General features: G+C 71.3%; 17 protein-coding genes and 3 pseudogenes. 15 read left to right on the plus strand and 5 right to left on the minus strand.

Annotated elements, in window-relative coordinates:
- The first annotated feature begins 167 nt into the window (after positions 1–167).
- The 5 genes from lnt (at position 168) to ACFYZQ_RS13770 (ending at position 6,650) form a co-directional block, all read left to right on the plus strand.
- Positions 168–1,757, plus strand: a complete 1,590-nt coding sequence (gene lnt / locus ACFYZQ_RS13750) for an apolipoprotein N-acyltransferase (RefSeq protein WP_389146253.1) — start codon at positions 168–170, stop codon at positions 1,755–1,757.
- A 68-nt stretch (positions 1,758–1,825) separates the two neighbouring features.
- Complete coding sequence (locus ACFYZQ_RS13755; RefSeq protein WP_389145984.1) at positions 1,826–2,320, plus strand: NUDIX domain-containing protein; 495 nt, start codon at positions 1,826–1,828, stop codon at positions 2,318–2,320.
- A 37-nt stretch (positions 2,321–2,357) separates the two neighbouring features.
- A complete protein-coding gene (locus tag ACFYZQ_RS13760) occupies positions 2,358–3,158 on the plus strand; it encodes a 3-hydroxybutyrate dehydrogenase (protein WP_389145986.1) in 801 nt (266 codons plus the stop codon).
- A 264-nt stretch (positions 3,159–3,422) separates the two neighbouring features.
- Entirely contained in the window at positions 3,423–4,484 is a 1,062-nt protein-coding gene (locus ACFYZQ_RS13765) for a LacI family DNA-binding transcriptional regulator (protein WP_389145989.1), read from the plus strand.
- A gap of 111 nt (positions 4,485–4,595) precedes the next feature.
- Entirely contained in the window at positions 4,596–6,650 is a 2,055-nt protein-coding gene (locus tag ACFYZQ_RS13770) for an RICIN domain-containing protein (protein ID WP_389145991.1), read from the plus strand.
- A gap of 80 nt (positions 6,651–6,730) precedes the next feature.
- Here the strand turns inward: ACFYZQ_RS13770 and ACFYZQ_RS13775 are convergent, their stop codons facing one another.
- On the minus strand, positions 6,731–8,479 hold the full coding sequence (locus tag ACFYZQ_RS13775) for a cellulase family glycosylhydrolase (protein WP_389145994.1): 1,749 nt from the start codon (positions 8,477–8,479) through the stop codon (positions 6,731–6,733).
- A gap of 133 nt (positions 8,480–8,612) precedes the next feature.
- Here ACFYZQ_RS13775 and ACFYZQ_RS13780 point away from each other — a divergent pair, with 133 nt between their 5' ends.
- Positions 8,613–9,710 (plus strand): LacI family DNA-binding transcriptional regulator, encoded by a 1,098-nt coding sequence (locus ACFYZQ_RS13780; RefSeq protein WP_389145997.1) that lies wholly within the window; start codon positions 8,613–8,615, stop codon positions 9,708–9,710.
- 97 nt (positions 9,711–9,807) lie between these two features.
- A complete protein-coding gene (locus ACFYZQ_RS13785) occupies positions 9,808–11,319 on the plus strand; it encodes a glycoside hydrolase family 43 protein (protein ID WP_389146000.1) in 1,512 nt (503 codons plus the stop codon).
- 97 nt (positions 11,320–11,416) lie between these two features.
- Here ACFYZQ_RS13785 and ACFYZQ_RS13790 read toward each other — a convergent pair.
- Positions 11,417–12,490, minus strand: a pseudogene (locus ACFYZQ_RS13790) (arabinofuranosidase catalytic domain-containing protein); the annotation flags it as partial.
- A 324-nt stretch (positions 12,491–12,814) separates the two neighbouring features.
- On the minus strand, positions 12,815–13,840 hold the full coding sequence (locus ACFYZQ_RS13795) for a 6-phosphofructokinase (protein ID WP_389146003.1): 1,026 nt from the start codon (positions 13,838–13,840) through the stop codon (positions 12,815–12,817).
- A 280-nt stretch (positions 13,841–14,120) separates the two neighbouring features.
- Between ACFYZQ_RS13795 and ACFYZQ_RS13800 the strand changes: the two genes are divergently transcribed.
- The 4 genes and pseudogenes from ACFYZQ_RS13800 to ACFYZQ_RS13815 all read left to right on the plus strand — a co-directional run bounded on the left by ACFYZQ_RS13800 (position 14,121) and on the right by ACFYZQ_RS13815 (position 19,015).
- Positions 14,121–14,966: a CBS domain-containing protein gene (locus tag ACFYZQ_RS13800; RefSeq protein WP_389146006.1), complete on the plus strand. Its 846-nt coding sequence runs from the start codon at positions 14,121–14,123 to the stop codon at positions 14,964–14,966.
- A gap of 337 nt (positions 14,967–15,303) precedes the next feature.
- Positions 15,304–15,591: a DUF1876 domain-containing protein gene (locus ACFYZQ_RS13805; protein WP_389146009.1), complete on the plus strand. Its 288-nt coding sequence runs from the start codon at positions 15,304–15,306 to the stop codon at positions 15,589–15,591.
- Between the two features lie 146 nt (positions 15,592–15,737).
- Positions 15,738–16,612: pseudogene (locus ACFYZQ_RS13810) on the plus strand (universal stress protein).
- 3 nt (positions 16,613–16,615) lie between these two features.
- Entirely contained in the window at positions 16,616–19,015 is a 2,400-nt protein-coding gene (locus ACFYZQ_RS13815; RefSeq protein ID WP_389146012.1) for a glycoside hydrolase family 65 protein, read from the plus strand.
- A gap of 219 nt (positions 19,016–19,234) precedes the next feature.
- On the opposite strand, the gene ACFYZQ_RS13820 is transcribed toward ACFYZQ_RS13815, so the two are convergent.
- A complete protein-coding gene (locus tag ACFYZQ_RS13820) occupies positions 19,235–19,990 on the minus strand; it encodes a dienelactone hydrolase family protein (RefSeq protein WP_389146015.1) in 756 nt (251 codons plus the stop codon).
- A gap of 187 nt (positions 19,991–20,177) precedes the next feature.
- Here ACFYZQ_RS13820 and ACFYZQ_RS13825 point away from each other — a divergent pair, with 187 nt between their 5' ends.
- The 3 genes and pseudogenes from ACFYZQ_RS13825 (at position 20,178) to ACFYZQ_RS13835 (ending at position 23,177) form a co-directional block, all read left to right on the plus strand.
- Positions 20,178–21,143, plus strand: coding sequence for a D-2-hydroxyacid dehydrogenase family protein (locus tag ACFYZQ_RS13825; RefSeq protein WP_389146018.1), 966 nt, complete (start codon positions 20,178–20,180; stop codon positions 21,141–21,143).
- 338 nt (positions 21,144–21,481) lie between these two features.
- Positions 21,482–21,998: pseudogene (locus ACFYZQ_RS13830) on the plus strand (beta-galactosidase trimerization domain-containing protein); the annotation flags it as partial.
- 102 nt (positions 21,999–22,100) lie between these two features.
- Positions 22,101–23,177: an NAD(+)/NADH kinase gene (locus ACFYZQ_RS13835; RefSeq protein WP_389146021.1), complete on the plus strand. Its 1,077-nt coding sequence runs from the start codon at positions 22,101–22,103 to the stop codon at positions 23,175–23,177.
- Between the two features lie 25 nt (positions 23,178–23,202).
- On the opposite strand, the gene ACFYZQ_RS13840 is transcribed toward ACFYZQ_RS13835, so the two are convergent.
- Entirely contained in the window at positions 23,203–23,862 is a 660-nt protein-coding gene (locus tag ACFYZQ_RS13840; protein ID WP_389146024.1) for a YceI family protein, read from the minus strand.
- Positions 23,863–24,216: 354 nt separating this feature from the next.
- Here ACFYZQ_RS13840 and ACFYZQ_RS13845 point away from each other — a divergent pair, with 354 nt between their 5' ends.
- Positions 24,217–26,307, plus strand: a complete 2,091-nt coding sequence (locus tag ACFYZQ_RS13845; RefSeq protein ID WP_389146256.1) for a molybdopterin cofactor-binding domain-containing protein — start codon at positions 24,217–24,219, stop codon at positions 26,305–26,307.
- The last annotated feature ends 10 nt before the right edge of the window (positions 26,308–26,317 follow it).

Genomic DNA, 26,317 nt, shown 5'->3' on the forward strand with positions numbered 1-26,317 from the left:
ACAAAGGCTGGGCACACCGTAGCGGCTGATGACCCTTTTGTGGATGAGTTGGACAGGAAAGATGCGGTTCCTGACCGTAGGTATGTCGTGCGCCGCCCTCCGGACCGTCCTGTCAAGGGCGATCTGGTCCGCCGTACACTCCCGGAGTGACCGTCACCGCAACTTCCATGGACCAGCCCGACCAGCTGGAGCCGCGGACCCCGCCCACCTGGCTCGGCCGCCGGCCGGCCCGTCTCATCCCGGCCGCCACCGCAGCGCTGTGTGGAGTGGTCCTCTACCTCAGCTTCCCGCCGCGCACTCTGTGGTGGCTGGCACTTCCCGCCTTCGCGGGCTTCGCCTGGGTCCTGCGCGGCCGCGGGTGGAAGTCCGCCCTGGGGCTCGGCTACCTCTTCGGGCTCGGCTTCCTGCTGCCACTGCTGGTGTGGACCGGCGTGGAGGTCGGTCCCGGGCCCTGGCTCGCGCTGGTCGCCATCGAGGCGATCTTCGTCGCGCTGGTCGGTGTCGGCGTCGCCGCGGTGTCCAGGCTGCCCGCCTGGCCAATCTGGGCGGCCGCCGTATGGACGGCGGGGGAGGCGATACGCGCGCGCGTACCGTTCCACGGTTTTCCCTGGGGCAAGATCGCGTTCGGTCAGGCCGACGGCGTCTTCCTGCCGCTCGCCGCTGTCGGCGGAACCCCGGTGCTCGGCTTCGCGGTGGTGCTGTGCGGCTTCGGCCTGTACGAGGCCGGGCGACTGGCCGCCGAGGGACGCCGTACCCGTGCGGTGCGGCGCGGGGCCGCTGCCGCCGCCCTGCTGAGCGTGGCCGTCCCGGTGGTGGGCGCGGTCGCCGCCCGGCCGCTGGTGAGCGACAAGGCCGAGGACGGCACCGCGACCGTCGCCGTCATCCAGGGCAACGTTCCGCGCTCCGGGCTGGAGTTCAACGCCCAGCGGCGCGCCGTGCTCGACTACCACGCCCGCGAGACCAAGAAGCTGGCCGCCGACATCAAGGCCGGCAAGGTCCCCAAGCCGGACTTCGTGCTGTGGCCGGAGAACTCCTCCGACATCGACCCGTTCGCCAACGCCGACGCGGCCATCGAGATCGACCAGGCGGCCCGGGAGGTCGGGGTCCCCATCTCGGTGGGCGGCGTCGTCGAGCGGGGCGGCAAGCTCTACAACGAGCAGATCCTGTGGGACCCGGCCAAGGGGCCCACCCAGACGTACGACAAGCGGCAGATCCAGCCGTTCGGCGAGTACCTCCCGCTGCGGTCGCTCATCGGGGCGATCAACAAGAACTGGACCAGCATGGTCCGCCAGGACTTCAGCCGGGGCACCAAGCCCGGCGTGTTCGACATCGACGGCGCCAAGGTCGGCCTCGTCACCTGCTACGAGGCCGCCTTCGACTGGGCCGTACGGTCCGAGGTCACCGACGGCGCGCAGCTGATCTCCGTGCCCAGTAACAACGCGACCTTCGACCGCAGTGAGATGACCTACCAGCAGCTCGCGATGTCCCGCATCCGGGCCGTCGAGCACAGCCGGACGGTGACCGTGCCGGTCACCAGCGGTGTCAGTGCGATCATCATGCCGGACGGGCGGATCACCCAGAGGACCGGCATGTTCGTCCCCGCCTACCTGGTCCAGAAGGTGCCGCTGCGCAGCACCGAGACACCTGCCACCCGGCTGGGCATCCTCCCCGAGATCGCCCTGGTGATCGTCGCCGCGGGCGGGCTCGGCTGGGCGATCGGAGCCGGTGTGCGCGGTCGGCGCGCCGCCGACGTGTAGCCGTACCCCGGCTGTGCGCCGTGTCGGAACAACCGGAGCGGGCCGAACCGGCCCGCTAGGGTCGGGCCATGGCAACTCCTGAGTTCATTAGTACGCTCCGCGCCTCGGCCGGTCAGCAGCTGCTGTGGCTCCCCGGGGTCACCGCCATCGTCTTCGACGACGAGGGCAGAGTGCTGCTGGGCCGCCGGTCCGACACCCGCAAGTGGGCCGTGATCGGCGGCATCCCGGAGCCGGGTGAGCAGCCGGCGGTCTGCGCGGTGCGGGAGGTCCACGAGGAGACGGCGGTGCACTGCGTCGTCGAACGGGTGGTCCTCGTGCAGGCCCTGGACCCCATCACCTACGACAACGGTGACGTCTGCCAGTTCATGGACATCACCTTCCGCTGCCGGGCCGTGGGCGGCGAGGCGCGGGTCAATGACGACGAGTCGCTCGAGGTGGGCTGGTTCGAGGTGGACGCCCTGCCGGAGCTCCCCGAGTTCGGACTGTTCCGGATCAAGCAGGCCATGTCCGACGCACCCACGTGGTTCGACCCCATGGCGTCCGACGCCATCGCCCCGCACTGATGCGCAGTGGCGGTCGGACGCTGCCTAGGGTGGGTTCATGACCTCGCCCGGCATCCCGCCCGCCTCCCATGCCCTTTCCCTGGACCTCGGCGGCCGCACCGCCCTCGTCACCGGCGCCGCCGGTGGCATCGGGCGAGCCTGCGCGCTGCGGCTGGCGGCCGCCGGGGCCGAGGTCAGAGCCGTCGACCGGGACGCGGCGGGCCTCGACGCACTGACCGAGCGGGCCCGGGACCTGGCGGGCACCGTCGAACCGCAGGTGCTGGACCTCACCGACCTGGACGCCGCGGAACACGCCGCGGCGGGCACCGACGTCCTGGTCAACAACGCCGGGCTGCAACTGGTACGCCCCATCGAGGAGTTCCCGCCCGACACCTTCCACACCGTACTGACGGTGATGCTGGAGGCACCCTTCCGGCTGATCCGCGGCGCCCTGCCGCACATGTACGGGCAGGGGTGGGGCCGGATCGTCAACGTGTCCTCCGTCCACGGACTGCGCGCCTCCGCCTACAAGTCGGCTTACGTGGCCGCCAAACACGGCCTGGAGGGCCTGTCCAAGACGGCCGCCCTGGAGGGTGCGCCCCACGGCGTCACCTCGAACTGCGTGAACCCCGCGTACGTGCGCACCCCACTGGTCGAGAAGCAACTCGCCGACCAGGCGCAGGCGCACGGCATCCCCGAGGAGCGCGTGCTGTCCGAGGTGCTCCTCCAGGACAGTGCCGTCAAACGGCTCATCGAGCCGGAGGAGGTCGCCGAGGCCGTGGCGTACCTGTGCAGTCCGCAGGCGTCCTTCGTCACCGGTACCTCACTGGTCCTCGACGGCGGCTGGACGGCCCACTGAACGGCCCCGCTCCCGCCGTCGTGCAGGTTTTCCTCAGACGGCGGAGGGCCGGCACGCCTGGGCGGCGAGCCAGGCCCGGGAACGGGGCAGGAGCGGGCATGCGGGCAGCAGCCACATCGCGAAGCGCAGCCCGATGCGTGCGGTCTCCACGGTGAGAAGTCTTGACGCGAGCCCGTCGGCTGCGTAGATATGACCGCGCGATCAGACCGCGCGGTCATAGTCGCTGAACTGGTTCGTTCACGGACACGGCGCTGGGGAGACTTCATGACACCAGGTGTGGGGCGTGACGCGGCATCCGCGCCGCGCAGTGCGGACGTCGCACGGCTGGCCGGGGTGTCGCGCAAGACGGTCTCCCGGGTTCTCAACAACGAGCCGTACGTCTCGGACGAAGCCCGTAGCCGTGTCCTCGCGGCCGCCGAGGAACTCGGCTACCGGCTCAACCACGCCGCCAGGGCGCTGGCCTCCGGGCGTAACCGCTCCCTCGGCGTCGTCGCCCTGGGAACGGCCGGGTACGGAACGGCGTCCCTGCTCGTGCACATCGAGCAGGCCGTACGGGACGCCGGGTACGCGCTCCGCGTGATCAACACGCCGGACGGTGACCCGGAAGGCATCGCCGGCGCACTGGAGTCACTCCTGGAACAGGGCGTGGACGGTGTCGTCGTCTCCGAACCCGTCGTGACAGGGGAAGTCCCGCTCCGCGTCGACGTCCCCGTCCTCTTCCTCGGGGCGCCGCCTTCCTTCGCCGCCGCCCGGACGCTGACCGTGAGCGTGGGCGCCCGTGCACTGGCGCGGACGGCCACCGAACACTTGCTGGACCTGGGACACACGACCGTCCACCACCTTGCCGGCCCGCGGCAGTGGTACGCCACCAAGGACCGGATCGAGGGGTGGCAGGCGGCGCTCGCCGCGCGGGGCGCGCACGAGCCGCCGCTGCTCGGCGGTGACTGGTCGGCCGCCTCCGGATACGCGGCGGGTCGCGCGCTGGCGGCGGACACCTCCGTGACCGCGGTGTTCGCCGCGGGTGACGAGATGGCCATCGGCCTGATCCACGCGCTGCGGGAATCCGGACGACGGGTGCCGGAGGACGTCAGCGTCGTCGGGTTCGACGGCAATCCGGTCTTCGCCTACGTCTCCCCGCCCCTGACCACCGTGCGTCAGCCCTTCGAAGCCGCGGCACGGGAAGGGATCAGGCTTCTCGTGCACGCCATCGAACAACCCGACGCCGACCTGCCGCAGGCGGGCGATCCCCCGGTCGAACTCGTCCTCCGCGGCTCGACCGCGCCCCCACCGTCCCACCGAGGCCGACCGCTGTCCCGCACCACCTGAGCGCCGATCACACCTGACGCGCGTCCACTGCACTCCGCCGTTCCACGCCCCGGCTGCCCGGGGGGACGGCGGCCCCGAAACACCCGCCCTTTCCCCGCCAGGGAGCCGCACATGTCCCCTGCTCAGCCAGGCGCCAGACCCGGCGCCGCTCCACGTTGCCGCCCCGCCCCCGTTCTCCTCCTGCTGCTCGCCCTGATCGCGGCGCTCGGCACGGTCCTCCTCCCGGCCGCCGGCAGGGCCCACGCCCTGTCCCGCCCGTCGCAGACCATGTACACCCCTCCGTCCAACGCACCCGCCCCCGGTTCGCTGTACCCGAGGGCGATACGGCTGGAGCACAGCGGCTCGTCCAACGGCACCATGCTCGCCACCTTCGAGCAGTACACGTCCGGCACGCCCGTCTTCCCGGTCTACCGCAGCACGGACAACGGCAACTCCTGGACCAAGCTCTCCGACGTCGCCGACACCCAGAACGGCTGGGGCATGCGCTGGGAGCCGCAGCTGTTCGAACTGCCCACCGCTTTGGGGAACTTCCCCGCCGGGACCCTCCTGATCGCCGGCGACTCCGTCCCCGGTGACCGGTCCGCAACCAAGATCGACATGTATGCGAGCAGGGACCACGGGCTCACCTGGACCTTCGTCAGCAACATCGCGACCGGTGGCAGGGCCATCTCCGACAACGGCTACACCCCCGTGTGGGAGCCCTTCTTCCTGATGAGCGGCAACAGGCTGGTCGTCTACTACTCCGACCAGCGCGACACCACCCACGGTCAGAAGCTGGTGCACCAGGTCAGCACGGACGGCGTCGACTGGGGCCAAGTCGTGGACGACGTGGCGATGCCCACCTACAGCGACCGCCCCGGCATGGCGACCGTCGCGCAACTGCCGAACGGCAAGTACGTGATGACCTACGAGTACGGCGGTGCGCCGGAGAAGAACTTCGCGGTCTACTACAAGATCTCGTCCGATCCCGAGGCCTTCGGCTCGGTCACCGGCCAGGTGCTGAAGTCGACCGACGGCTACGTCCCCTCCAGCGCCCCGTACATCACCTGGCTTCCGACCGGCGGGGCCAACGGCACTCTCGTCGTCAGCGCCAACAGCACCGGCGACCTGTTCCTCAACACCCAGAACGGCGCCGCGAACGCCTGGACCCGCATCCAGTCCGACGTGGCCGGCGGCTACAGCCGCGGCATGCTCCCGCTGCCCGACGGCCACAGCCTGGAGGTCCTCAGCGGCGGCTACAACGGCAGCTCCCTCAACCCGGTCACCTACAGCACCATCGACCTGGGCGGCGGCATCAGCGACGGCGCCACCTACACCGTCACCAACGCGGGCAGCAACCTGCCGCTGACCATCGCGGGCGGTACGACCGCCAACGGGACCTACGCCACCCAGCAGAACACCGACAACACCAGCGATCAGCAGTGGAAGTTCGTCCTCCAGCCGTCCGGCTACTTCAGGATCTTCAACGTGGCCAGCGGCAAGGTGCTGGGGGTGGAGAACCAGTCCACCGCCAACGGTGCCAAGGTGCTGCAGTGGGACGACAACGGCACCCTGGACCATGACTGGGCCGTCGCACCCAGCCCGTCGGGTGGCTTCACCGCCGTCAACCGGCTCACCGGCAAGTACCTCGAAATCCCTGGCGCTTCCACCACCGCGGGCACCGTCGCCGGGCAGTGGGACGGCACCGGCTGCGCCTGCCAGCGCTGGAATCTCGCCCAGACCGCGCTGCCGTCGCTGTCCAGCGGCCAGTACGAGCTGGTGAACAAGAACAGCGGCAAGTACCTGGAGATCCCCGCCGCCTCCACCACCGCCGGCACGGCAGCGGACCAGTGGCAGAACTCGGCCTGCGACTGCCAGTTGTGGACCTTCCAGTCCCAGAGCGGCGGCGCGTGGACACTCCAGAACGTCCACAGCGGACTCAAGCTCGACGTCAGCAACTCCTCCACCACGGCAGGCGCGGCCGTCGTCCAGAACAGCGCTTCCGGCGGCGGCTCCCAGAAGTGGACCCTGACCAGCGCGGGCGGCGGTTACTACAAACTCGTCAACGCGGGCAGCGGTCTACCGGCAGGCGTGGCCCAGTCGTCCACCGCCAACGGCGCCTCCGTCATCCAATGGAACGACGTGAGTGTCGACGACCAGCTCTGGAGGATCGTCCGCGTCAACTGACCCGACGAAGGGCCGGCAGTCCGGCCTCCTGCCGGGCTCGCCGGCCGAGCCGGTGAGCCCGGACACCCCGGGTGGCGAGGTCAGGCCGCCGTGCCGGTCACCGTACCGCCGCTCCTCACGACGTGGTAGGTCGCCGAGGTGCCGCTCCAGAAGTGGAAGGTGAGCGTGACCGGGGAGTCGTCCCCCAGCGACTTGACGAAGTCGGAGGTCAGCTTGACGGAGTCGTCGGTGTAAGCCGAGAAGGCGGCGTCCCACTGCTGGTAGGGCGTCCAGCTCGCCGGGCCGGCGTTGCCGCCGCCGTCGTCGTACGTGGCCTCCATGGTCGCCAGCCGGTCACCGCGGAACCGCGTGGGGATCGCCATGCCGTCGGTGTTCCCCGAGGCGTTCGACAGCTCCGGAGGGTCGTAGGTGATCACGTCGATGCGCCATGGGACGCCGCGGGAGAACCTGGCCTCGAGGGTCGCGTCGACCCCGTACGCCCGGTCGCCGGCCAACTCGGTGAGTGCTGCGGCCGTCAGCGTGAGCTGGTCGCCGGAGACGGTGTAGTCCTTGCCCTTCACCAGGTTCCGGGAGCCTTGCCGCAGGCCTTGGAAGTCCGTGCCGTTGTCGTTCAGCGTGAGTGTCCGGCTGGCGACGGGGCTCGACTTCGGCAGGAACACCTGGTCGCTGGAGGCGGTTCCGGAACGGGTGGTCCAACTCGACTTGATCTGGGCGAACAGCTCGGGGTCACGCCATCGCAGGGTGTCGCGGTCCAGGAACTGACCGGCGTCCCACAGCATGGTGGTCAGCCCCCGCTCGCGGGCGTAGTTGCCCAGGAACTCGAAGTACTTGCGCACTTCACCGCGTTCGATGATGCCGGGACGGTTGTGGTCGTAGGCGAGCAGCGCGTACTCGCCGATGACGACCGGGATGCCGTGTGCGACAAAGGTGTTGTACGCGCGGTCGAAGGTCTGGGTGAGGTCGTGCTCCGACGTGGTGTCGAAGCGGGTGTACCCGGCGATGTTCACGCTGAACGGCCACCAGCCGTAGAAGTGGATCGTCGTGGCCACCATCGGGTCGCGCAGATCGGCCAGTTCGCCGGCCAGGGCGTCGAGCCGACCCTGGTCGGCGTTCGTGTACAGGGTGGGCAGGACGAGGAGGCGCTTGGCGTTTCCGCCTCCGGAGCCTCGTACGATGCCGTGGAACTCCTTGTCGAGTTCGGCCAGCAGCCGGTAGTTCTCGTCGTCACCGGAAGTGCCGCTGAACGTCGGCTCGTTGACGCTCTCGAACACCAGCCTGGACGGTTCGTCACGGAACTCCGTCGCGATCTGGGTCCAGGTCGCGGTGTAGCGGGCGAGGACGGTGTCGTGGTCCGTCGCGAGGTCGTCGACCCACATCCACGAGTCGTGGTGCATGTTCAGCATCACGTACAGGTTCTCGTCCAGCGCCCAGTCGACGACCTGCCGTACCTTCGCCATCCAGGCCGGGTCGATGGTGTAACCGGGCGCGGCGCCTTGATGGGTGCCCCAGGTGACGGGCAGGCGAATGCTCTTGAACCCCTGCGACCTGACCTTTCTGAGGAGTGCCCGGGTCACGGGTGGGTTGCCCCAGGACGTCTCGTCGGGGATGGCGTCGTAGGTGTTGCCCAAGTTCCAGCCGGGCTGCATGGCCGCCACCGCGGACCGGGCGGCCGGGGCACTGGGCGGTGGCGCCGGAGGACCGGCGGCCTGTGCCGCGGCGGGCGGCACCAGCGCGAGCAGGGCGATCGACAGGAGAAGCGCCGCCAGTCTTCGCGAGGGGCGCGACGACCGGTGCCGTCGCGGCAGAAACCTTGTCCGTCTCCTCGTCATCACGTGCACCTTCCGGTTGGTCGGCGGCCGGGACCCTGCAGGGTTCGATGAGAGAAAGTTTCGTTGGGCGCGGCGGAGAAGTTAACATGAAGATGTGTGCGAGGCCACAGGCCTGTCGGTAAGAGGTGTCAGAATGTCCGACACGCCCACGGCGAGCGGTTCGATGATCGGGAAGGCGACCTTGGCGGACTACACAGCAGACGCGCGGGCCGACGGGGACGGCAGCGCGAAGGGCGCTCCGAAGTCCGTCACCATCGCCTACATCGCCGAGTCGGCGGGGGTGTCGGTCCCGACCGTGTCCAAGGTGCTCAACGGGAAGTCGGGGGTGTCCGCGGACACGCGCGCCCGGGTCGAGGAGCTGATCAACCGCTACGGCTACCGCAAGCCGGCCGGAGCGGGCCGCAGCAACGTCGTGGAACTCGTGTTCCGCGAGCTGAGGGACATGTGGGCGGTGGAGATCATCCGGGGGGTGGAACGGGTGGCCCGCCGGCACCGCGTGGGGGTCATGGTGTCGGAGTTCGGGTTGCACGACACCACCGCGCCCGCCTGGGAGGACACGGTGTCCCGGCGCCCGAACTGCGTCCTGTCCGTGGCGCAGCTCTCCGAGGCCGAACGCGAGCAACTCACCGCGAAGGGGATCCCGTTCGTCGTCTTCGATCCCATCATGGAGCTGCCGGACGACGTCCCGTTCGTCGGCGCCACCAACTGGTCCGGCGGCCGGGCCGCGACCCGTCACCTGGCCGAACTGGGGCACCGGCGCATCGCGATGATCGGTGGGCCCGAGGACCAGCTGTGCTGCGCGGCCCGGCTGGACGGCTACCGCTCCGCGCTGCGGACCGCCGGCCTGCCGATCGATCCGGAGATCGTCGTGCACGCCGGCCTCACCAGGGAGGACGGCTGCGCCGCGGCGCGCACCCTGCTCGCCATGGCCGACCGCCCGACGGCGATCTTCGCGGCCAACGACCTCCAGGCCCTCGGCGTGTACCAGGCGGCGCGCGAGGCGGGCCTGCGTATTCCGGCCGACCTGAGCGTCGTCGGCTTCGACGACCTGCCGGTCGTGGCCTGGGTGGAGCCGCCCCTGACCACCGTCCATCAGCCCCTCACCGAGATGGCCGTGGCCGCGACCGAGCTGGCGCTCACCCTCGGCCGCGGCGAGAAGGCCCCCCAGGTCGGGCTGGAGATCGCTACCACCCTGACGGTGCGGGAGAGCACGGCACCGCCGAGCCGTTGACCCCCGCGAGGGCTGTCGCTAGCCTCCTCTGGAAACTATCCGAGCTTACTCGACGAAAGTTTCTTTCCGGTGAAAGTCCGAAGTGAAGGGACTCGATTTGCCGAGCACGTCCGCGAGGGACAACACCGTCAGCAACCCCGTCATCCCCGGATTCCACCCCGATCCCAGCGTCTGCCGGGCCGGCGAGGACTACTACCTCGCGTGCTCCAGCTTCGAGTACTTCCCCGGCGTGCCCGTCTTCCACAGCCGAGACCTGGTGCACTGGACCCAGATCGGCAACGCCCTGGACCGGCCGAGCCAACTGCGCCTGCCGCCCGACTCCACCTCGTCGGGCGGTCTCTACGCCCCCACGTTGCGTCATCACGACGGTCGCTTCTGGCTGATCGTCACCAACGTGAGCGGTGACGGAAACGTCCTGTTCACCGCCACCGATCCGGCCGGCCCCTGGTCCGAACCGATCCGGCTGCCCGGAGTGCAGGGCATCGACCCGGACCTCGCCTGGGACGAGGAGGGCAACTGCTGGTGCACCGTCGCCGGAGTCAGCCAGATCCGGATCGACCCCCGCACCGGGGAGACCTTCGGCGAGCCGCGGCGCCTGTGGTCCGGAGCGCCCGGTGCCAAGGCGCCCGAGGCGCCGCACCTGTACCACATCGGCGACTACTGGTACCTGCTCATCGCCGAGGGCGGCACCGAGCGGTGCCACGGTGTCTCGATCGCCCGTGGCCACACCCCATGCGGCCCGTTCGAACCCTGCCCGGCCAACCCGATCCTGACGCACCGCGGCACCGACCACCCCGTCCAGAACACCGGACACGGCGATCTGGTGCAGGGCCCGGACGGTTCCTGGTGGATGGTGTTCCTCGGAGTCCGGCCGCAGGGTGGCACGCCGGGCTGGCACGTGCTCGGCCGGGAGACGTTCCTGGCCCCGGTGACCTGGGTCGACGACTGGCCGGTCGTCGGCGAGGTGTCACCCGCCATGCCCCGGCCGCCCTGGCCGCTTCAGGAGCCTGCCGTCGTGCCGGTCCGGGACGACTTCGAGCTCAGCGAACTCGCCCCGGGCTGGATCTCGCCGCGCTCGCGTTCCGAGGAGAACTGCACCACCAAGGAACGAACCGGCTGGCTGAGTCTGCGCGCCCGGGGCGGATCGCTCGACGACCCGGAGGCCGTGTTCGTCGGCCGCCGCCAGCAGCACCTGTCCTGCCGCGCGCGGGCCCTGGTCGATCCGGCCGAGGGGCGTGGCGGTCTGGCCGTCCGGCTCGACGAGCAGCACCACTACGAGATCGAGACGACGCCGGCAGAGGTGCGGGTGATCGCCCGCATCGGTCCGCTGCGATCGGTGGTCGCGTCCCACCCGGTGACCGGCGGCCCGGTCGTGCTCAGGATCGAGACGTCCGTCGCACAGCACGTCACCGACGCGCGCCAGGGACCCGACACCGTCTCGCTCGGCGTGGAGAACGCGGAGGGCACGTTCGTCGAGCTCGCCGCGCTCGACGGCCGGTACCTGTCCACCGAGGTGGCCGGCGGTTTCACCGGCCGTGTGATCGGCTTGTACGCCTCGGCGGGCACCGTCCACTTCGACTGGTTCGACTACGAGCCACTGGAGGGCTGAGAGCACACGCCGGCTGGCGCTGAACGCCGCCCGTCGACCACGGTCAAGACCGGCTCCGCCGATCTTCGGCCGGAGCCGCAACCGTGACCTACCTTCCGTAGCCCGCCGCCGTCACGTTGGCCTGCACCGCGTTCTCGGTGGCGTCGGAGGGGTAGCCGGACGTCATCACGCCTTCGTAGAAGGTGCCGGCGGCGCCGTGGCTGTTGTCGCCGCCGATGCCGAGGATGATGGCTCCCTCCTTCTTCATCGGGTTGTAGCCCGCCACGTTGGGACGGACCCCGTTGTAGAAGGTGGACAGGCCGCCGGACTGGGCGTTTCCGCCGCGGATGGCCCAGCGGTTGGGTCCGCCCTTGATGACGGCGGTCAGATAACGGTGGCTGATCGACGGGTCGCCCGCGTTGTAGTGCTGGTTGACGCCGGAGAACAGGCCGTTCTCGAGGTCGGCCATGATCCAGGGGCCGTTGCCGCTGCCGTAGCCCCAGACCTTGATGTTGCCGAAGTAGATGGCCTCCATGGTGCCGTTGCCGTTGTCCCGGCTGTTGGTCTCGGCGTTGCCGTAGTCGAAGCAGCAGCCGCCGTTGTAGTGAGTGCCGTCGAGGACGGCGTACATGCCCTCCGGCTGGTCACCTCTGGCGACACCGTTGGTGTTGTTGTTGCGGTAGCCCGTGCCGGGGGCCACGTAGACGCCGTACGCCTTGCGGCCGCCGACCGTGATCGGCGCCGCGGTCGCGTTGGCTAGGTTGTCGTAGCCGCCCGCGGCCGGGCCGGAGAAGCCGCCGGGGGGTGCCTGGGTGAGGCGGTTGCCCCGGCCCGACTGGTCGTACACGACGGTGATGAGGCAGGTCGTGCGGGCGCAGAAGGAGTCCTGCGCGGCCGCGTTGGCGACCCCGCCGGGACTGAGAACGCCGATGTCCCGGGTGGCGTTGTCCGAGGCGCGGCGTACCTGGTACAGCGGGCCGTTGTAGGAGGCGTACAGCGCGCGGGTCGTGCTGTGCGCCGCTACGCAAGGGGTGCCGCCCGCGGCGTACAGGTCGCACGGTGCCGAGGTGGCGGCCGCGACGGCGGGGGCGGCCGGTGCGGTGCCGGCGAGCACGCCGGCGCTGAGCGCGGCGGCCGCTCCGGTGGCGAGCAGGGCGCGCTGCAGGGGCCGTAAGCCTGGTCGGACGGGCATGAGTGAGCTCCTTCGGTGGTGGGGGGTGACTCTCGCGCGGTGACGGGAGGGGGCGTCAGAACCGCGTGCGGGGAGGGAGCCGGCGTACAGGGCGAGTCTGTGGCGCGTTCGCAGGCATGCCGGACTCCTCGGTCAGGTTGACGAGCGGATGCGGGTGCGGTGAGCCGTCGCGCTTTGCCTGTTGTCGCGGAGCCGAGGGATGCGTCGCGGTCGGCCGTTCCCTGACAGAATGGCCGAAATCCCGAACGGTGCTCGGCACTTCGGACTCTCAGGATGATAGGAGTCCCGTCGCAGACGTCAATGCCTCTCGCGTCACTGAAGCGCTCAGCCGAAGAACACCTCGAACTCGTCGTAGAGCGGCAGATCGACCTTCTTGGTCCGGCCCGTGACGTCGGTGAGGGGTACGCGGACGACGCGGGTACCGGTCAGCGCCACCATCTTGCCGAAGTCGCCGTCCCTGACGGCGTCGATGGCGTGCAGCCCGAAGCGCGTGGCCAGCCACCGGTCGAAGGCGCTGGGGGTGCCGCCGCGCTGGACGTGGCCGAGTACCGTGGTGCGGGCGTCCGTGCCGGTGCGCCGCGAGATCTCGCGCGCCAGCCACTCGCCGACACCGGACAGGCGGACGTGACCGAACTCGTCCACCGTCTGGTCCCTCAGGACCATCTGCCCGTTCTTGGGGACGGCCCCTTCGGCCACCACGACGATCGGCGCGTAATTGATCTTGAATCGGCTCTGCACCCACGCACAGACCTGATCGACGTCGAACGGCCGTTCAGGGATGAGGATCGCGTTCGCGCCGCCGGCGACGCCGGCCTGCAGGGCGATCCATCCCGAGTGCCGCCCCATCACCTCCACCACGAGTGTGCGCATATGCGATTCGGCCGTGGTGTGAAGACGGTCTATCGCCTCGGTCGCGATGCCCACGGCCGTGTCGAACCCGAAGGTGTAATCGGTGCCGTACACGTCGTTGTCGATGGTCTTCGGCACACCGACCAGATCGACCCCCTGCCGGCTCAGCTCGGCGGCCACACCGAGCGTGTCCTCGCCGCCGATCACCACGAGCGCGTCCACGCCGTGCGCGGCGAGGGTGTCCCGTACCCGGCGCGGGCCGTCGTCGTGCTTGAAGGGGTTGGTGCGGGAGGAGCCGAGGATGGTGCCGCCGCGCGGGAGAATTCCCCGCACGCTGGAGATGTCCAGCGGGACGACGCTGCCGCCGAGCGCGCCGCGCCAGCCGTCCCGAAGCCCGACGAAGTCGAAGGCGTACTCCTGGACGCCCTTGCGGACGACGCTGCGGATCACCGCGTTCAGACCGGGACAGTCGCCGCCGCCGGTCAGCACTCCGACCTTCATGGCTTCCTCCCTCGCACCGGTCACACCATGGGGGCGCGCCTCGCACCACGGGGTCACGCCCTTACGGCGATCTCCCTCCAGCGTCCTCCCACAGACCGGCGGTGACCACTCCACGGCCGGTACACGGACGTCGGGTGCCCGACGAAGGCGTCCGGTCCGGGGGCGTACTCGACCCCCGCGCTACCGGCACCCCCTCGCACCCGGGCCGTCCGGCTTGGGTGGGGCCGGGACGCGCGGAAGAATGGGACCGTAGGCGATGCGGCGGAACCCGGAGGCCGCTGTGAACGAGCACGAGAACCTCACCTCGGACGCCGAGGCCCGGCGGGACCTGCCCTCCCGCCCCCGGGGCTCCGGGCAGCCCCCACGACAGGACACGCTTGTCCGCTACCTGGGCGCCGTGGCCACGGCCGCGGCCGCACACGCCGGCACCCAGTGGACCCCGGCGGCCCCGGCGGGCCGGACGCCGAGATCGGAGCCCACGCCCGAACCCGGGCTGCCGCTGGTGCGCGACGTGATGGACGTGCCCGCCGCCTCCCTCCGCGACGAACTGCCGTACCGGGACATCGCCCGTCTGCTGGCCCGTGAGCAGGTCGGCGCCGTCCCGGTCGTGGACGCGGAGGACCACGTGGTCGGTGTCGTCTCGGAGAACGACCTGCTGGCGAAGGTCGCCTTCGAGGCCTCCGGCCACCGGCCCGGACCCATCGGCAGGCTGCGCGAGCGGCGGCTGCACGGCAAGGCCCGCGGTGAGACCGCGGCCGACCTGATGACCAGCCCGGCCATCACGGTGCTGCCCGGTGCCACCGTCGCCGAGGCCGCCTGGCTCGCCGCGCTGTCCCGGCTGAAGCGGATCCCGGTCACCGACCGCGAGGGCCGACTGGTCGGCGTCGTACGCCGGGAAGCGCTGCTGCAGGTGCTCATCAGGGACGACGCCGGGATACGGGCCGAGGCCGAGGCCAGGATCGCAGCCTGCTGCCCGCCGGGGGACCGGGACAGCGTGGAGGTGGCCGTGCACGACGGCGTGGTGGAACTGACCGGGCGGATGTCCCCGGCGACGGCGGCCCGGCTGGTGGCGGAGGTCGACGGCATCGCCGACGTGGTCGAGGTGAAGAACCTGCTCACCGCATGACCGCTGCCGCTCCGCGCGCACGGCCGACCGTCGCCCCGGGCGGAGCACCCACCGACGGGCGCCGTCCGGCCGCGCAGGAGGGCCGAACGGCCCAAGCGCGGTCGTTCAACACCGCACAAGCTGGATGTGCGGAGCATTTCCGGCACCTGCCGGAGTCCGGCCCGTGGCCATCGTCGTAGGCGCCGGAACCCGGTCCCGCGGACGTCGCGGGCGTGCCGGGTGCGGTGCCCTCTCCTTCGAGGAGTACCCCAATCCCCTCCGCGGCGCATGTGCGGCGTACTCGCGGTCGATGTCCGTGGCGCATCGAGCGCACAGGTGGCCAGACAGAGGAGAAGCGATGTCGCACACGGCTGAGTGGAAGGTTCGCCTCCACCTCTTCGAGGACGACGACGGAACGACGAAGGCCCACGCGGTGCTGGACACCGGTACCACGGCGCTCACCGGACACGGATCCGCACACTGTCATCCGGCGGACGCGAACGTGCCGGAGATCGGTGACGAACTCGCGGCGGGCCGGGCCATGGTGGACCTCGCGCACCAGCTGCTGAGCGCCGCTGAGCGGGACATCGAGGGCATGGGTGCGCCCCGGCCGGGTCCCCGCCAGGCCGCCGGGTGGCCCTTGTGATCAACGGGTGGTGGCGGGCCGCCCGGACCGGCGTCCGCACCACCTGGTCGTGTTTCGCCGGTCCGTGTGTCGCGGTGGTTCGTCGGCGGTGCGACCGTGTTCACAGGGGGCCGTTCGGCAACCGGATGCACAGGGTGGTGGCGGCGATGGAACTCCCGCTGGTCGTGGGCGTCGACGGATCGGACTCCAGCCTGCGGGCGGTCGACTGGACGGTGGACGAAGCGGCACGGCACGGACTGTCCCTGCGCCTGGTGCACGCCTCCTTGTGGGAGCGTCACGAGGGAGCCCTGCCGTCCTTCGGCACCGCCCGCCCGGCCGAGGAGGTCGTGGCCGAGCACGTCGTCGCCTCCTGCACGGAACCCGTCGGGCTCCGCGATCCCGAGGTGAAGGCGTCGGGCGAGGTACTGCCCGAGGATGCCGTGACCGCGTTGCTGCGAGCGGCACCCGAGGCGTTCGCCCTGGTCACCGGCTCTCGTGGGCGGGGCAGGATCGCCGGTCTGCTCCTGGGGTCGGTCAGCCTCGCGGTCGCGGCGCGTGCCGTGTGCCCGGTCGTCGTCGTGCGCGGAGCGGAACCCGGTCTGCGCGGAACCCCCGGCCGGCTCGTGGTCGGCATCGGCGAGCCGGCCGGGGGCGCGGGCGCCGTGCGCTTCGCCGTCCGCGAGGCCGAGGTGCGGGGCTGCGCCCTGACGGCCGCGCGGGCCTGGCGCATTCCCGCCCATAAACCCCTGAACCACATGCTGATCGCCGACGCTGCCGCCCGGTCGCGCGAGGACCAGGCCTCCGCCGGCCTCGACGACGCCCTGCGAAAGGCCGTGACGGAGCACCCCCGGGTCGTCGTCCACCGTCACCCGGTGGAAGGCTCCGCCCATCGGGTCCTGCTGGAGGCATCCGCCGACGCCGACCTCGTCGTCGTCGGCGCGCGGCGGCGCCAAGGTGACTTCGGGCTGCAACTGGGCAGGGTCGCCCACACCCTGCTGCACCACGCCAGTGCCCGGTCGCCGTCGTCCCCCAGCAGGTCTGAGGGATGACGGAGTGGACCTGGGAGTGGACGGGCTACGAACCCGCCGCCGAGCGGCTGCGTGAATCGCTGTGCACGCTCGGCAACGGCTACTTCGCCACACGGGGCGCGGTACCGGAGAGCCGGGCGAGCCTGGTGCACTGCCCGGGCACCTACGTGGCCGGGTGCTACAACCGCCTGGAGTCGACCGTGGCGGGGCGGCAGGTGGTGAACGAGGACCTGGTCAACCTCCCGAACTGGCTGCTTCTCCGGTTCCGGCTGCGCCGCACCGGGGGAGCGTGGGGCCAGTGGTTCTCCCCGGACAGACATGTCCTTCTCGACCACCGGCACACCCTCGACCTGCGTCGTGGCACGCTCACCCGTACCTTCCGCCACCGGGACGACGAGGCGGGCGTGCTCCGGGTCGAACAGACCCGCCTGGTGCACATGGGAGACCCGCATCTGGCCGCGCTGCGGACGGTGTTCACGGCCGAGGACTGGTCGGGGGAGATCGAGATCGAGTCCTCCCTCGACGCAGAGGTGATCAACGGCAACGTGCACCGCTACCGCGCCCTGGACCGCCGCCATGTGAACCGTGTGCGCACGGCGGCGCGGGAACCCCACACCGTCTGGCTGAAGTGCCGGACCAGCGCCTCGGACATCGGTGTCGCCCTGGCCGCCCGGACGGTCGTGGCCGGCGCCACCGCGGCCTCGTCGGAGCTTCGTCCCGCCCGCCGCCGCGCCGTCCACCGACTGGTGGTGCCGGTCGCCTCCGGCCGGCCCGTCGCCGTGGAGAAGACCGTGGCGCTGCACACCTCACGCGACACGGCGATCAGCGACCCGCTCGCGGAAGCGGTCGACCGGGTGTCCGCGGCGGCGGGCTTCCCCACCCTGCTGGAGTCCCACGTCGCGGCCTGGGAGCGGTTGTGGCGGCGGGCGGACATCCAGGTACCCGGCCAGGCCGGCCGCGTCCTGCGCTTCCACCTCTTCCACGTCCTGCAGACGCTGTCCCCGCACACCGCGGACCTGGACGTGGGCGTCCCGGCCAGGGGGCTGCACGGCGAGGCCTACCGCGGTCATGTCTTCTGGGACGAGCTGTTCGTCCTGCCGTATCTCAACCTGCGCTTCCCGGAGGTCTCCCGGGCGCTGCTGAACTACCGCCACCGCCGCCTCCCGCGGGCCTGCCGGGCCGCCGCCGAGCTCGGGCGGGCCGGTGCGATGTACCCGTGGCAGAGCGGCAGCGACGGCCGTGAGGAGACCCCGCAATGGCATCTCAACCCGCACTCGGGGCGCTGGCTGCCCGACCGGTCCCGGCTGCAGCACCACGTGGGTTCGGCGGTCGCCTACAACGTGTGGCAGTACTGCGAGGCCACCGGGGACACCGAGTTCCTGCACACCAAGGGAGCCGAGACGCTGCTGCAGATCGCCCGGTTCTGGGCGGACGTCGCGGTCCTCGACCCCGCCACTGACCGCTACCGCATCCGGGGCGTCGTCGGTCCCGACGAGTACCACGACGGCTACCCGGGCGCCGCCCTGCCTGGACTGGACGACAACGCGTACACCAACGTCATGGCCGCCTGGGTCCTCGCCCGCGCCCTGGACCTCGTACGGCGGCTTCCCGTGTGGCACCGGGAGGAGCTGTTCGACCGGCTGCGGCTGGACGGCGGCGAACTCCTGAAGTGGGACGAGGTCTCCAGGCGGCTGCGGGTGCCCTTCCACCGGGGTGTCATCAGCCAGTTCGAGGGCTACGACGACCTCGCCGAGCTCGACTGGGAGGCGTACCGGGCCCGCTACGGCGGCATCCGGCGGCTGGACCGGATCCTCGAGGCCGAGGGTGACACGGTCAACCGCTACAAGGCGTCCAAACAGGCCGATGTCCTCATGCTCGGTTACCTGTTCTCCCCCGGGGAGCTGCGGAGCCTGTTCCGGCGTCTCGGATACGGCCTGGACGACGAGATCTGGCGCGGAACCGTCGACTACTACCTCCGGCGCACCAGCCACGGCTCCACGCTCAGCGGACTCGTCCACGGCCTCGTCCTCGCCAGGGCCAGACGAGCCGAGGCATGGAATTACGTCCGCGAGGCCCTGGAGGCGGACGTCGCCGACATCCAGGGCGGCACGACCGGTGAGGGCATCCATCTCGGAGCCATGGCCGGGACCCTCGATCTCGTCCAGCGCGGCCTCACGGGACTTCAGGCCCGCGAGGACGCGCTGTGGCTGGACCCGGTCCCCCTCCCGGCGCTTTCCGAGTACGGCTTCTCGCTGCGCTACCGCGGTCACTGGGGAGTCGGCGTCCGGCGCCGGAGCGGACGGCTGGAGATCGGTGTGCCCGACTCCGAGGAGTCACCGATCCGCGTGATACTGGCCGATCGGGCCGTCACCGTCGCACCCGGGGAGACCCGCACGCTCCAGCTGCCGGAGCGCTGATCCGCCGCGGACGGGCGGGTCCGGCCGCTCGTGCGTCCCTGTCAGTAGCCGACCCTGAAACGGCGGTCGAGGTGCCGTGGGTGGTCGATCTCGTCGACCAGCGCGACCGCGTAGTCCTCGTAGGAGACACGGGCCTGGCCGCCGGCGCCCGTGACGGGGTCGTCCGGCGAGCTGTCCTGCGGACTGTTGATGGTGGAACGGCCAGAGGGGGACGGTGAGTCAGAGGGTGCGGCCGAACAGGTCCAGCAGCACGGTCCAGTGCAGTTCGGCGGCCTCGGCGTCGAAGCGGTCGGTGTCGGCCATGGTGTAGCCGTGGTCGGCACCGGCGTAGACGTCGCTGTGGTGCCGGACGCCCGCCTCGGTGAGGGCCTTGTCGAGGCGCTCGATCTGCTCGGGCGGCATCGAGGGGTCCTGGTCGGCGTGGCCGAAGTACACCTCCGCGGTGATCCGGTCGGCGAGCAGGTGGGGGCTGTCGGGAGCGTCGGTGGCCAGGCCCGCGCCGTGGAAGCCGGCCGCGGCGGCCACCCTCTCCGGGTGGGCGCCCGCTGTGAGCAGGGCCAGGCGGGCGCCCAGGCAGTAGCCGGACACGCCGACCGGTCCGTCGGCGGCCTCGGGACGCGCGGCCAGCCAGTCGAGATACGCGGCGGCGTCGCGGGCCACCACGTCCCCGGTGAGTCCACCCGCGACCGGGACGATCTGCTCGAACAGAGCCGGCCGGTCGGCATCGCTGATGAACTCGGGCAGGGCGAACACCGGTGCCCGCCCGTGCCGGTGGAAGACGTTGGGGACCAGCACCGTGTAGCCCGCTCCGGCGAGCCGGTCGGCCATCGTCCTGAGCTGCGGGCGCAGACCGAAGGCGTCCATGTAGAGCAGCACGGCGGGGTGGGCGGCGCCGTCGTCCGGGTACGCGAAGTAGGCGTCGGCGGAGCCGTCCTGGGTGGGGACGTCGACGGTGGTGCCACGTACGGCGGTCATGCGGATCTCTCTTTCCGGTGTGCTGGTTCGGTGGTTCAGCCGGTGTGGACGCTCGGTCCGGTGACGGCGTCGAAGGCGTGGGCGAACGCTCCACCGATGGTGCTCGGTCGGATGGTACGACCTTCAGGAAAGCGCCGCGTAAAGAGCGACTGTGAACGGATATGGGTGCTCCCGGCAGAATGATCGTATGACCCTCAACTGTGCTGTGCTGGACGACTACCAGGGCGTCGCCCTGACCCTGGCGGACTGGAGCGCCCTCGTCGGCAAGGTCGAGGTGCGCACGCTCCGCGAACACATCACCGACCGGGACCGGCTCGTGGCCGAACTCGCCGGCTGCGAGATCATCGTGGCCATGCGGGAGCGCACCCCCTTCGACGCCGGCCTCCTGCGCCGCCTGCCCCGGCTGCGTCTGCTGGTGACCACCGGCATGCGCAACGCCTCCATCGACCTCGCCGCGGCGGCTGCGCAGGGCGTGACCGTCTGCGGGACGGCGAGCAGTTCCACCCCGCCCGTCGAACTGACCTGGGCGCTGCTCCTCGGTCTCGCCCGGCACGTCACCGCCGAGAACCGGGCCCTGCGCGGGGGCGGCCCCTGGCAGTCCACCGTGGGCCAGGACCTCGAGGGCCGGACCCTGGGTCTGCTCGGACTCGGCAAGATCGGGTCCCGGGTGGCCCGTGTCGCCACCGCCTTCGGCATGGAGGTCCTCGCCTGGAGCCAGAACCTCACCGCCGAACGGGCGGCCGACGCAGGCGCCCGACTCGCCTCCGGCAAGGAGGACCTGCTCCGCCGCAGCGACTTCGTCTCCGTCCACCTCGTCCTGTCCGACCGCACCCGCGGCCTGCTCGGTGAGCCGGAGTTGCGCGCCATGCGCCCGCACGCCTTCCTGGTCAACACCTCCCGCGCCCCCATCGTCGACCGATCGGCACTCCTGCGCGCTCTGCGGGAGGGCTGGATCGCCGGGGCGGGGCTCGACGTCTTCGAGACGGAGCCGCTCCCCGCCGACGACCCCCTGCGGTCCCTGGCGAACGTGCTCGCCACCCCGCATCTCGGCTACGTCACCGAACGGAACTACCGCACCTTCTACACGCAAGCGGTGGAGGACATCACCGCCTTCCTCGCCGGCACCCCGGTCCGGCTGCTGACGGGCGGCTGAGCGGCCCGTTCAGTCGCCGACGGGGGAGAAGCCGGGCGGTACCCGCTGGACAGGGAGGGCGTCCCGGGTGATGGGACCTTGCCGAGGTCGAGGGCGCCTTCTCCCGCGTCGACGGCGTCGACACGGAAGTGGATCGCCACGCGGGAGCAGCCTCGAAGTCGGTGATCAGCGCACGGACGCCGGCGAGCCGGGCGACCCTACGTGGACCAGTCAGTCCTCGGTTCGGCCGGAGCCCCCAGCCGGGCCCGCCCAGCGCGAATACCGCGCGAGGTATTGGCGCCCCCCATATGACTGCGTAGACATGTCTGCGCAGTCATGCGGCGCGGAGAGGAGCCACCGACGACACGACGCTCGACTGGCTCGCCGCCTACGCCCACGCGGGCGGCCACCTGATCCTCGGCCCGCGCACCGGCTACGCCGACCACGAGGCCCGGACCCGGCGTGAACCGGCGCCCGGCCGCCTCACCGAAGCCGCGGGCGTCGGCTACGACGAGTTCGGCAACCTGCGGCGCGAGATTCCGGTCCGCGCCGTGGCCGACGGCCCGCTGCGGCTGCCCGAGGACGCGACCGCCACCCGGTGGGTGGACGGCCTCACCGTGACCGATGCCGACGTACTGGCCGAGTACCGCCACCCCCACTTCGGCCGCCGGCCCGCGGTCACCACCCGCCGCCCCGGAGCGGGCCGGGTGACCTGCGTCGGCACGGTACCGGGCCGCGGCCTCGCCCGGGCGCCGGCCGCCTGGCCGGCCCCGTCGGGGGTCAGCGGCCGGCGGAACCTGCCACCGACGGTCACCGCGGCGACCGGCACAGCGCCCGGGGGACACCGCGTCCATGATCCACAGCTGGAGCTGGGAGTCACCGCTCACGAGCCGCCGGCCCAGGACGAGCGTGGCATCCGCGGCGGTGTGCCGCTTACGGTGTACTGGTGGCCGTTCCTGAGGTTTTCGGGAGGCAGACGTGACGGTGAGCCGGCTCGGGTTGGTCGTGCACGGCGGGCGTGAGAGAGCCGCGGAGGCCGCCCGCACCGTACGTGAGTGGTGCGCCGAACACGGCGTGCCGTGCGCGGACATCGACGTGTGGCGGGACGGCGGGCGGCACAGCGCCCGGGAGGAGGTCGACGCCGCCGGTGATCCCGACCTCATCGTCACGCTGGGCGGCGACGGCACCTTCCTGCGCGGCGCCCGGCTCGCCGCCGAGCACGACGCCATGGTCCTCGGTGTCGACCTGGGACGGGTGGGTTTCCTGACGGAGGTGCCGTTCGCGGAGGTGCGCGCGGCCCTGGACGCCGTACGGGAGGACCGGGTCGACGTGGAGAGCCGCATGCTGCTGACCCTGCGCGCCTCGTGCCGGCTGAAGGTACCGGCGGAGATGGAGGCGCTGATGCGGTACGGTCGCGGGCCGCTCCTGCCGCCTCCCCGGGTGCGCACCGACTGCCAGGTGGACGACGAATGGGGCATCCCCCTGAACGTCTACGCGCTGAACGACATCGTCCTGGAGAAGCTGTCCAGGGACCGTCAGGTGTCGGTCGGGGTCTATGTCTCCGGCCGGCTCCTGGCGTCCTACTCCGCCGACGCCCTGCTGGTGGCGACCCCGACCGGCTCGACCGCGTACAGCTTCGCCGCCGGGGGACCCGTGGTCTCGCCGCGAGCCGAGGGACTGGTGTTCACGCCGGTCGCCCCGCACATGGCGTTCGACAGGTCGGTCGTGACGGCGCCGGACGAGCCCGTCGGGCTGCGCGTGCTGGAGCGGTCGGGGCAGGCCGCGGTCAGCATCGACGGCCAGCTGCGCGGCGTGCTGGATCCGGGGGACTGGATCGGCGTGTACGCGGCGCCGCGCCGGCTGCGGGCGGTCCGGCTGGGCCCGATGGACTTCTACGGCCGGCTGCGCGAGCGGATGAACCTGACCGACGCCCCGGCCGCGGTCGCCGATGGCAGCCCCCCACCGCTGTGGTCGGTGACGACCCCGCCGCCCGGGGACCTGGCCCATCTGACGCTGCTCACCGATCCGGGCGCCGACGACCCGGACTCCTGGTGATGTGACCGGTGCGTCCGGCCCTCCGTCAGCCGACGGGCGTGGACCGGATGGCGGCGATGTCGAACTGGAGGCGTACCTTCTCGCTGACCATGGCTCCGCCCTCGGCCAGTCTGGCGTTGTACGTCAGGCCCCATTCGGAGCGGTTGATGGTGGTCGTCCCGTCGAATCCGACCCGCTCGTAGCCGAAGGGGTCGGTGACCCGTCCGATGTAGGTGAGTTCCAGGACGACGGGACGGGTGGCGTTCCTGATGGTGAGGTCGCCGGTCATGCGGTAGACGTCGGTGCCCGCGAGTTCCACGGCGGTGCTCACGAAACGCATGCGCGGATAGGCCGCGGCGTCCAGGAAGTCACGGCCCACCAAGTGGGCGTCGCGTTGTTCCACGCCGGTGTCGACGCTGCCGGTGGACAGTACGATCTCCGCCTTCGAACGCGCGGGATTCCGCCCGTCGAAGTAGAGCCGGCTCTGGTACTCCGTGAATGCCCCGCGCACCGTCGTCACCATGGCGTGCCGCACGGAGAAGCCGATCCGGCTGTGCGCCGGGTCGATCATCCACTCTCCGGTCAGCGCCGCCAGTGAGGGGTCCTGCAGGCCGGAAGCGGCGAAGGCCTCTGGTTCGGCGGTGAGTTGGGAGGATGTGGCGGAAGCCGAGCGGCGCAGGGACGCACCGCGGTTGAACAAGTTCATGATTCACCTAGTTACTGCACCGAAGATATCCCCGCAAGCCTTCTCCGGGATCATCAGCGGTCAGAATCCGTACCGACAGGCTTATACGCCAACACTTCACGGCTGATTGCCACGCCATCCACACAAGCCCGCCACGGAATCATCAAGGAGCGGGTGGTGTGAATTTCCCGTATTTCGCCGGTGGCGTCTTTTCCGAGTGCCTACGCGGTCTTCTCGCGGGTCTCGGGGGTCCACGGGCCCGCGCAGGCAACCCCGGAGGGCGCTGACCCCTCATACCAGTCGGCGAAAGCGCCGTACCGAACCGGAACCTGTAAGGAGCGCCTGTTGGCCCGCCAGTTGTCCCGTCGCAGGTTCATGGTCTACTCGCTCGCCGCGTCCACCCTGACCGTCGCGGCCCCCCTCGCCTGCGACGCGTCGGCCGCGGAAGGCGCCGAGCCCGCCGGGCGTCCGGGGCGCTCCGACGTCCTCGTGACCGGCACCGACGAGGAGATGCTGGTCCTCGAGGTCACCGAAGCGAACAAGGTCGTCGTACGGCTGCCGCGCGTCGAGGTCGGCCAGGGCGTCACCACCGCCGTCGCCATGATGATCGCCGAGGAACTGGACGCCCGGCTCGCCGACGTCGACGTGCCGCTCGCCGAGGCCCGCGCCAAGGGCAACCAGTACACCGGCGGTTCCAGCTCGGTGAGTTCGCTGTACGGCCCGGCCCGCGAGCTCGCGGCCACGGCGCGCGCCAAACTGGTGACCGCGGCGGCCAGGCGCTGGAACCTTCCCGCGCGGTCGCTGCACACCAAGGACACGAAGGTGGTCGCGCCGGACGGGCGTTCGGCCACCTTCGGATCCCTGACCGCGAGCGCCGCCCGGATCCGCCGTCCCGCCGTCTCCAGCAGACCCAAGCCCGCCTCCCGGCACCGGGTGATCGGCCGGCCCACCACCCGTATCGACGCCAGGGACATCGTCACCGGCAAGGCGAAGTACACCGGCGACCTGACGGTGGCCGGAGCGAAACCGACCGTGGTGGCCCGGCCGCCCACGCTCGGCGGCAAGGCCGTGTCCGTCGACGACCGGGTGGCCCGCACGATGCCCGGTGTGCACGCGGTCGTCAGGACCGCCGGTGGGGTCGCCGTGGTGGCGGAGACCTTCCACCACGCCTTCCAGGCCAGGGACGCCCTGCGGATCACCTGGGCCCCCGGTCCGCTCGTGGCGCTGTCGGACGCCGGCATCCGCTCGCGGCTGCGGGCCGCCGTGCCCCGGCAGGGGACCCCGCCACGCGGAACGACGCAGGTCGAGGGCGAGTTCGAGTTCGCCTTCGTCAGTCATGCGCCGATGGAGGTGCTGACGGCGGTGGCGGACGTGCGCCCCGGCCGTGCCGAGATCTGGTTCTCCTCCCAGACACCGATGGACGCGCGGGACAGCATCGCCTCGGCGATCGGGCTGCCCAAGGGGAGAGTACGGGTCCATGTGATCCGGGGCGGCGGTTCGTTCGGCCGGAGGCTGAACTACGACGTGGCGATCGAGGCAGCCCTCATCTCGAAGGCGGCACGCCGCCCGGTGAAGCTGATGTGGAGCCGCGCCGACGACATCCGGCACGGCAGGATGCGCCCGGCCAGCCACCACCGCATCCGGGCCAGCCACGCCGCGGGCAGGGTGGTGGCGTTCACCCACACCATGGCTTCGGTGAGCGAGTCGTACGAGGGGCGGGGACTGTCGGCCCAGGGCGGGAGGGCCCCGGTCGGAGTCCGTGCCGCCGGCCCGCTGCCCAGCGACAGCGGCCTGTACAACTTCGGCCGCGTCTCCGGGGACTCGGGCTCGGTCGAACTGGCGATGCCGCTCGGCGCGTGGCGGTCGGTGGACTCCGGGACGATGCGCACCGCGGAGGAGGTCCTCGTGGACGAGGTGGCCGCGAGCCTGGGCGAGGACCCGGTCGCCTTCCGGCGCGCCACGCTCCGCAACAAGGCCGTCAGAGGCGTACTCGACAAGGTCGCCGCCGCCGGGGACTGGGGGCGGGCCATGCCGGCCGGCCAGGCACAGGGTGTCGCCGTCCACGAGGAGTACGGCTCTTGCGTCGCCTGCCTGGCCGAGATCGACGCCACCGACCCGAAGAACCCCCGGGTGACCAAGGTGGTGATGGCTGCCGACGTCGGAATCGCCGTCAACCCCAGGGGCCTTCAGGCCCAGCTCATGGGCACCGCGATCGACGGCATCTCCACCGTCCTCCAGGCCGGCCTCCACATCGACCGCGGCGCGGTACGCGAGAGCAGCTACGCCGACTTCCACTACGCCCGCCAGCGGCACTCCCCGCCGCACTTCGAGGCGCACGTCATGCCCTCCGGGCGGGAACCGGGCGGCGCGGGGGAGCTCGGCGTTCCGGCCGCGGCCGGTGCCGTCGCCAACGCCTACGCCCGGGCCACCGGTACCAAGCCCCGCCGCTTCCCCCTGAACTTCTGACACTCGCGAG

The organism is Streptomyces sp. NPDC001843, from assembly GCF_042891955.1.
Taxonomy (GTDB): domain Bacteria; phylum Actinomycetota; class Actinomycetes; order Streptomycetales; family Streptomycetaceae; genus Streptomyces.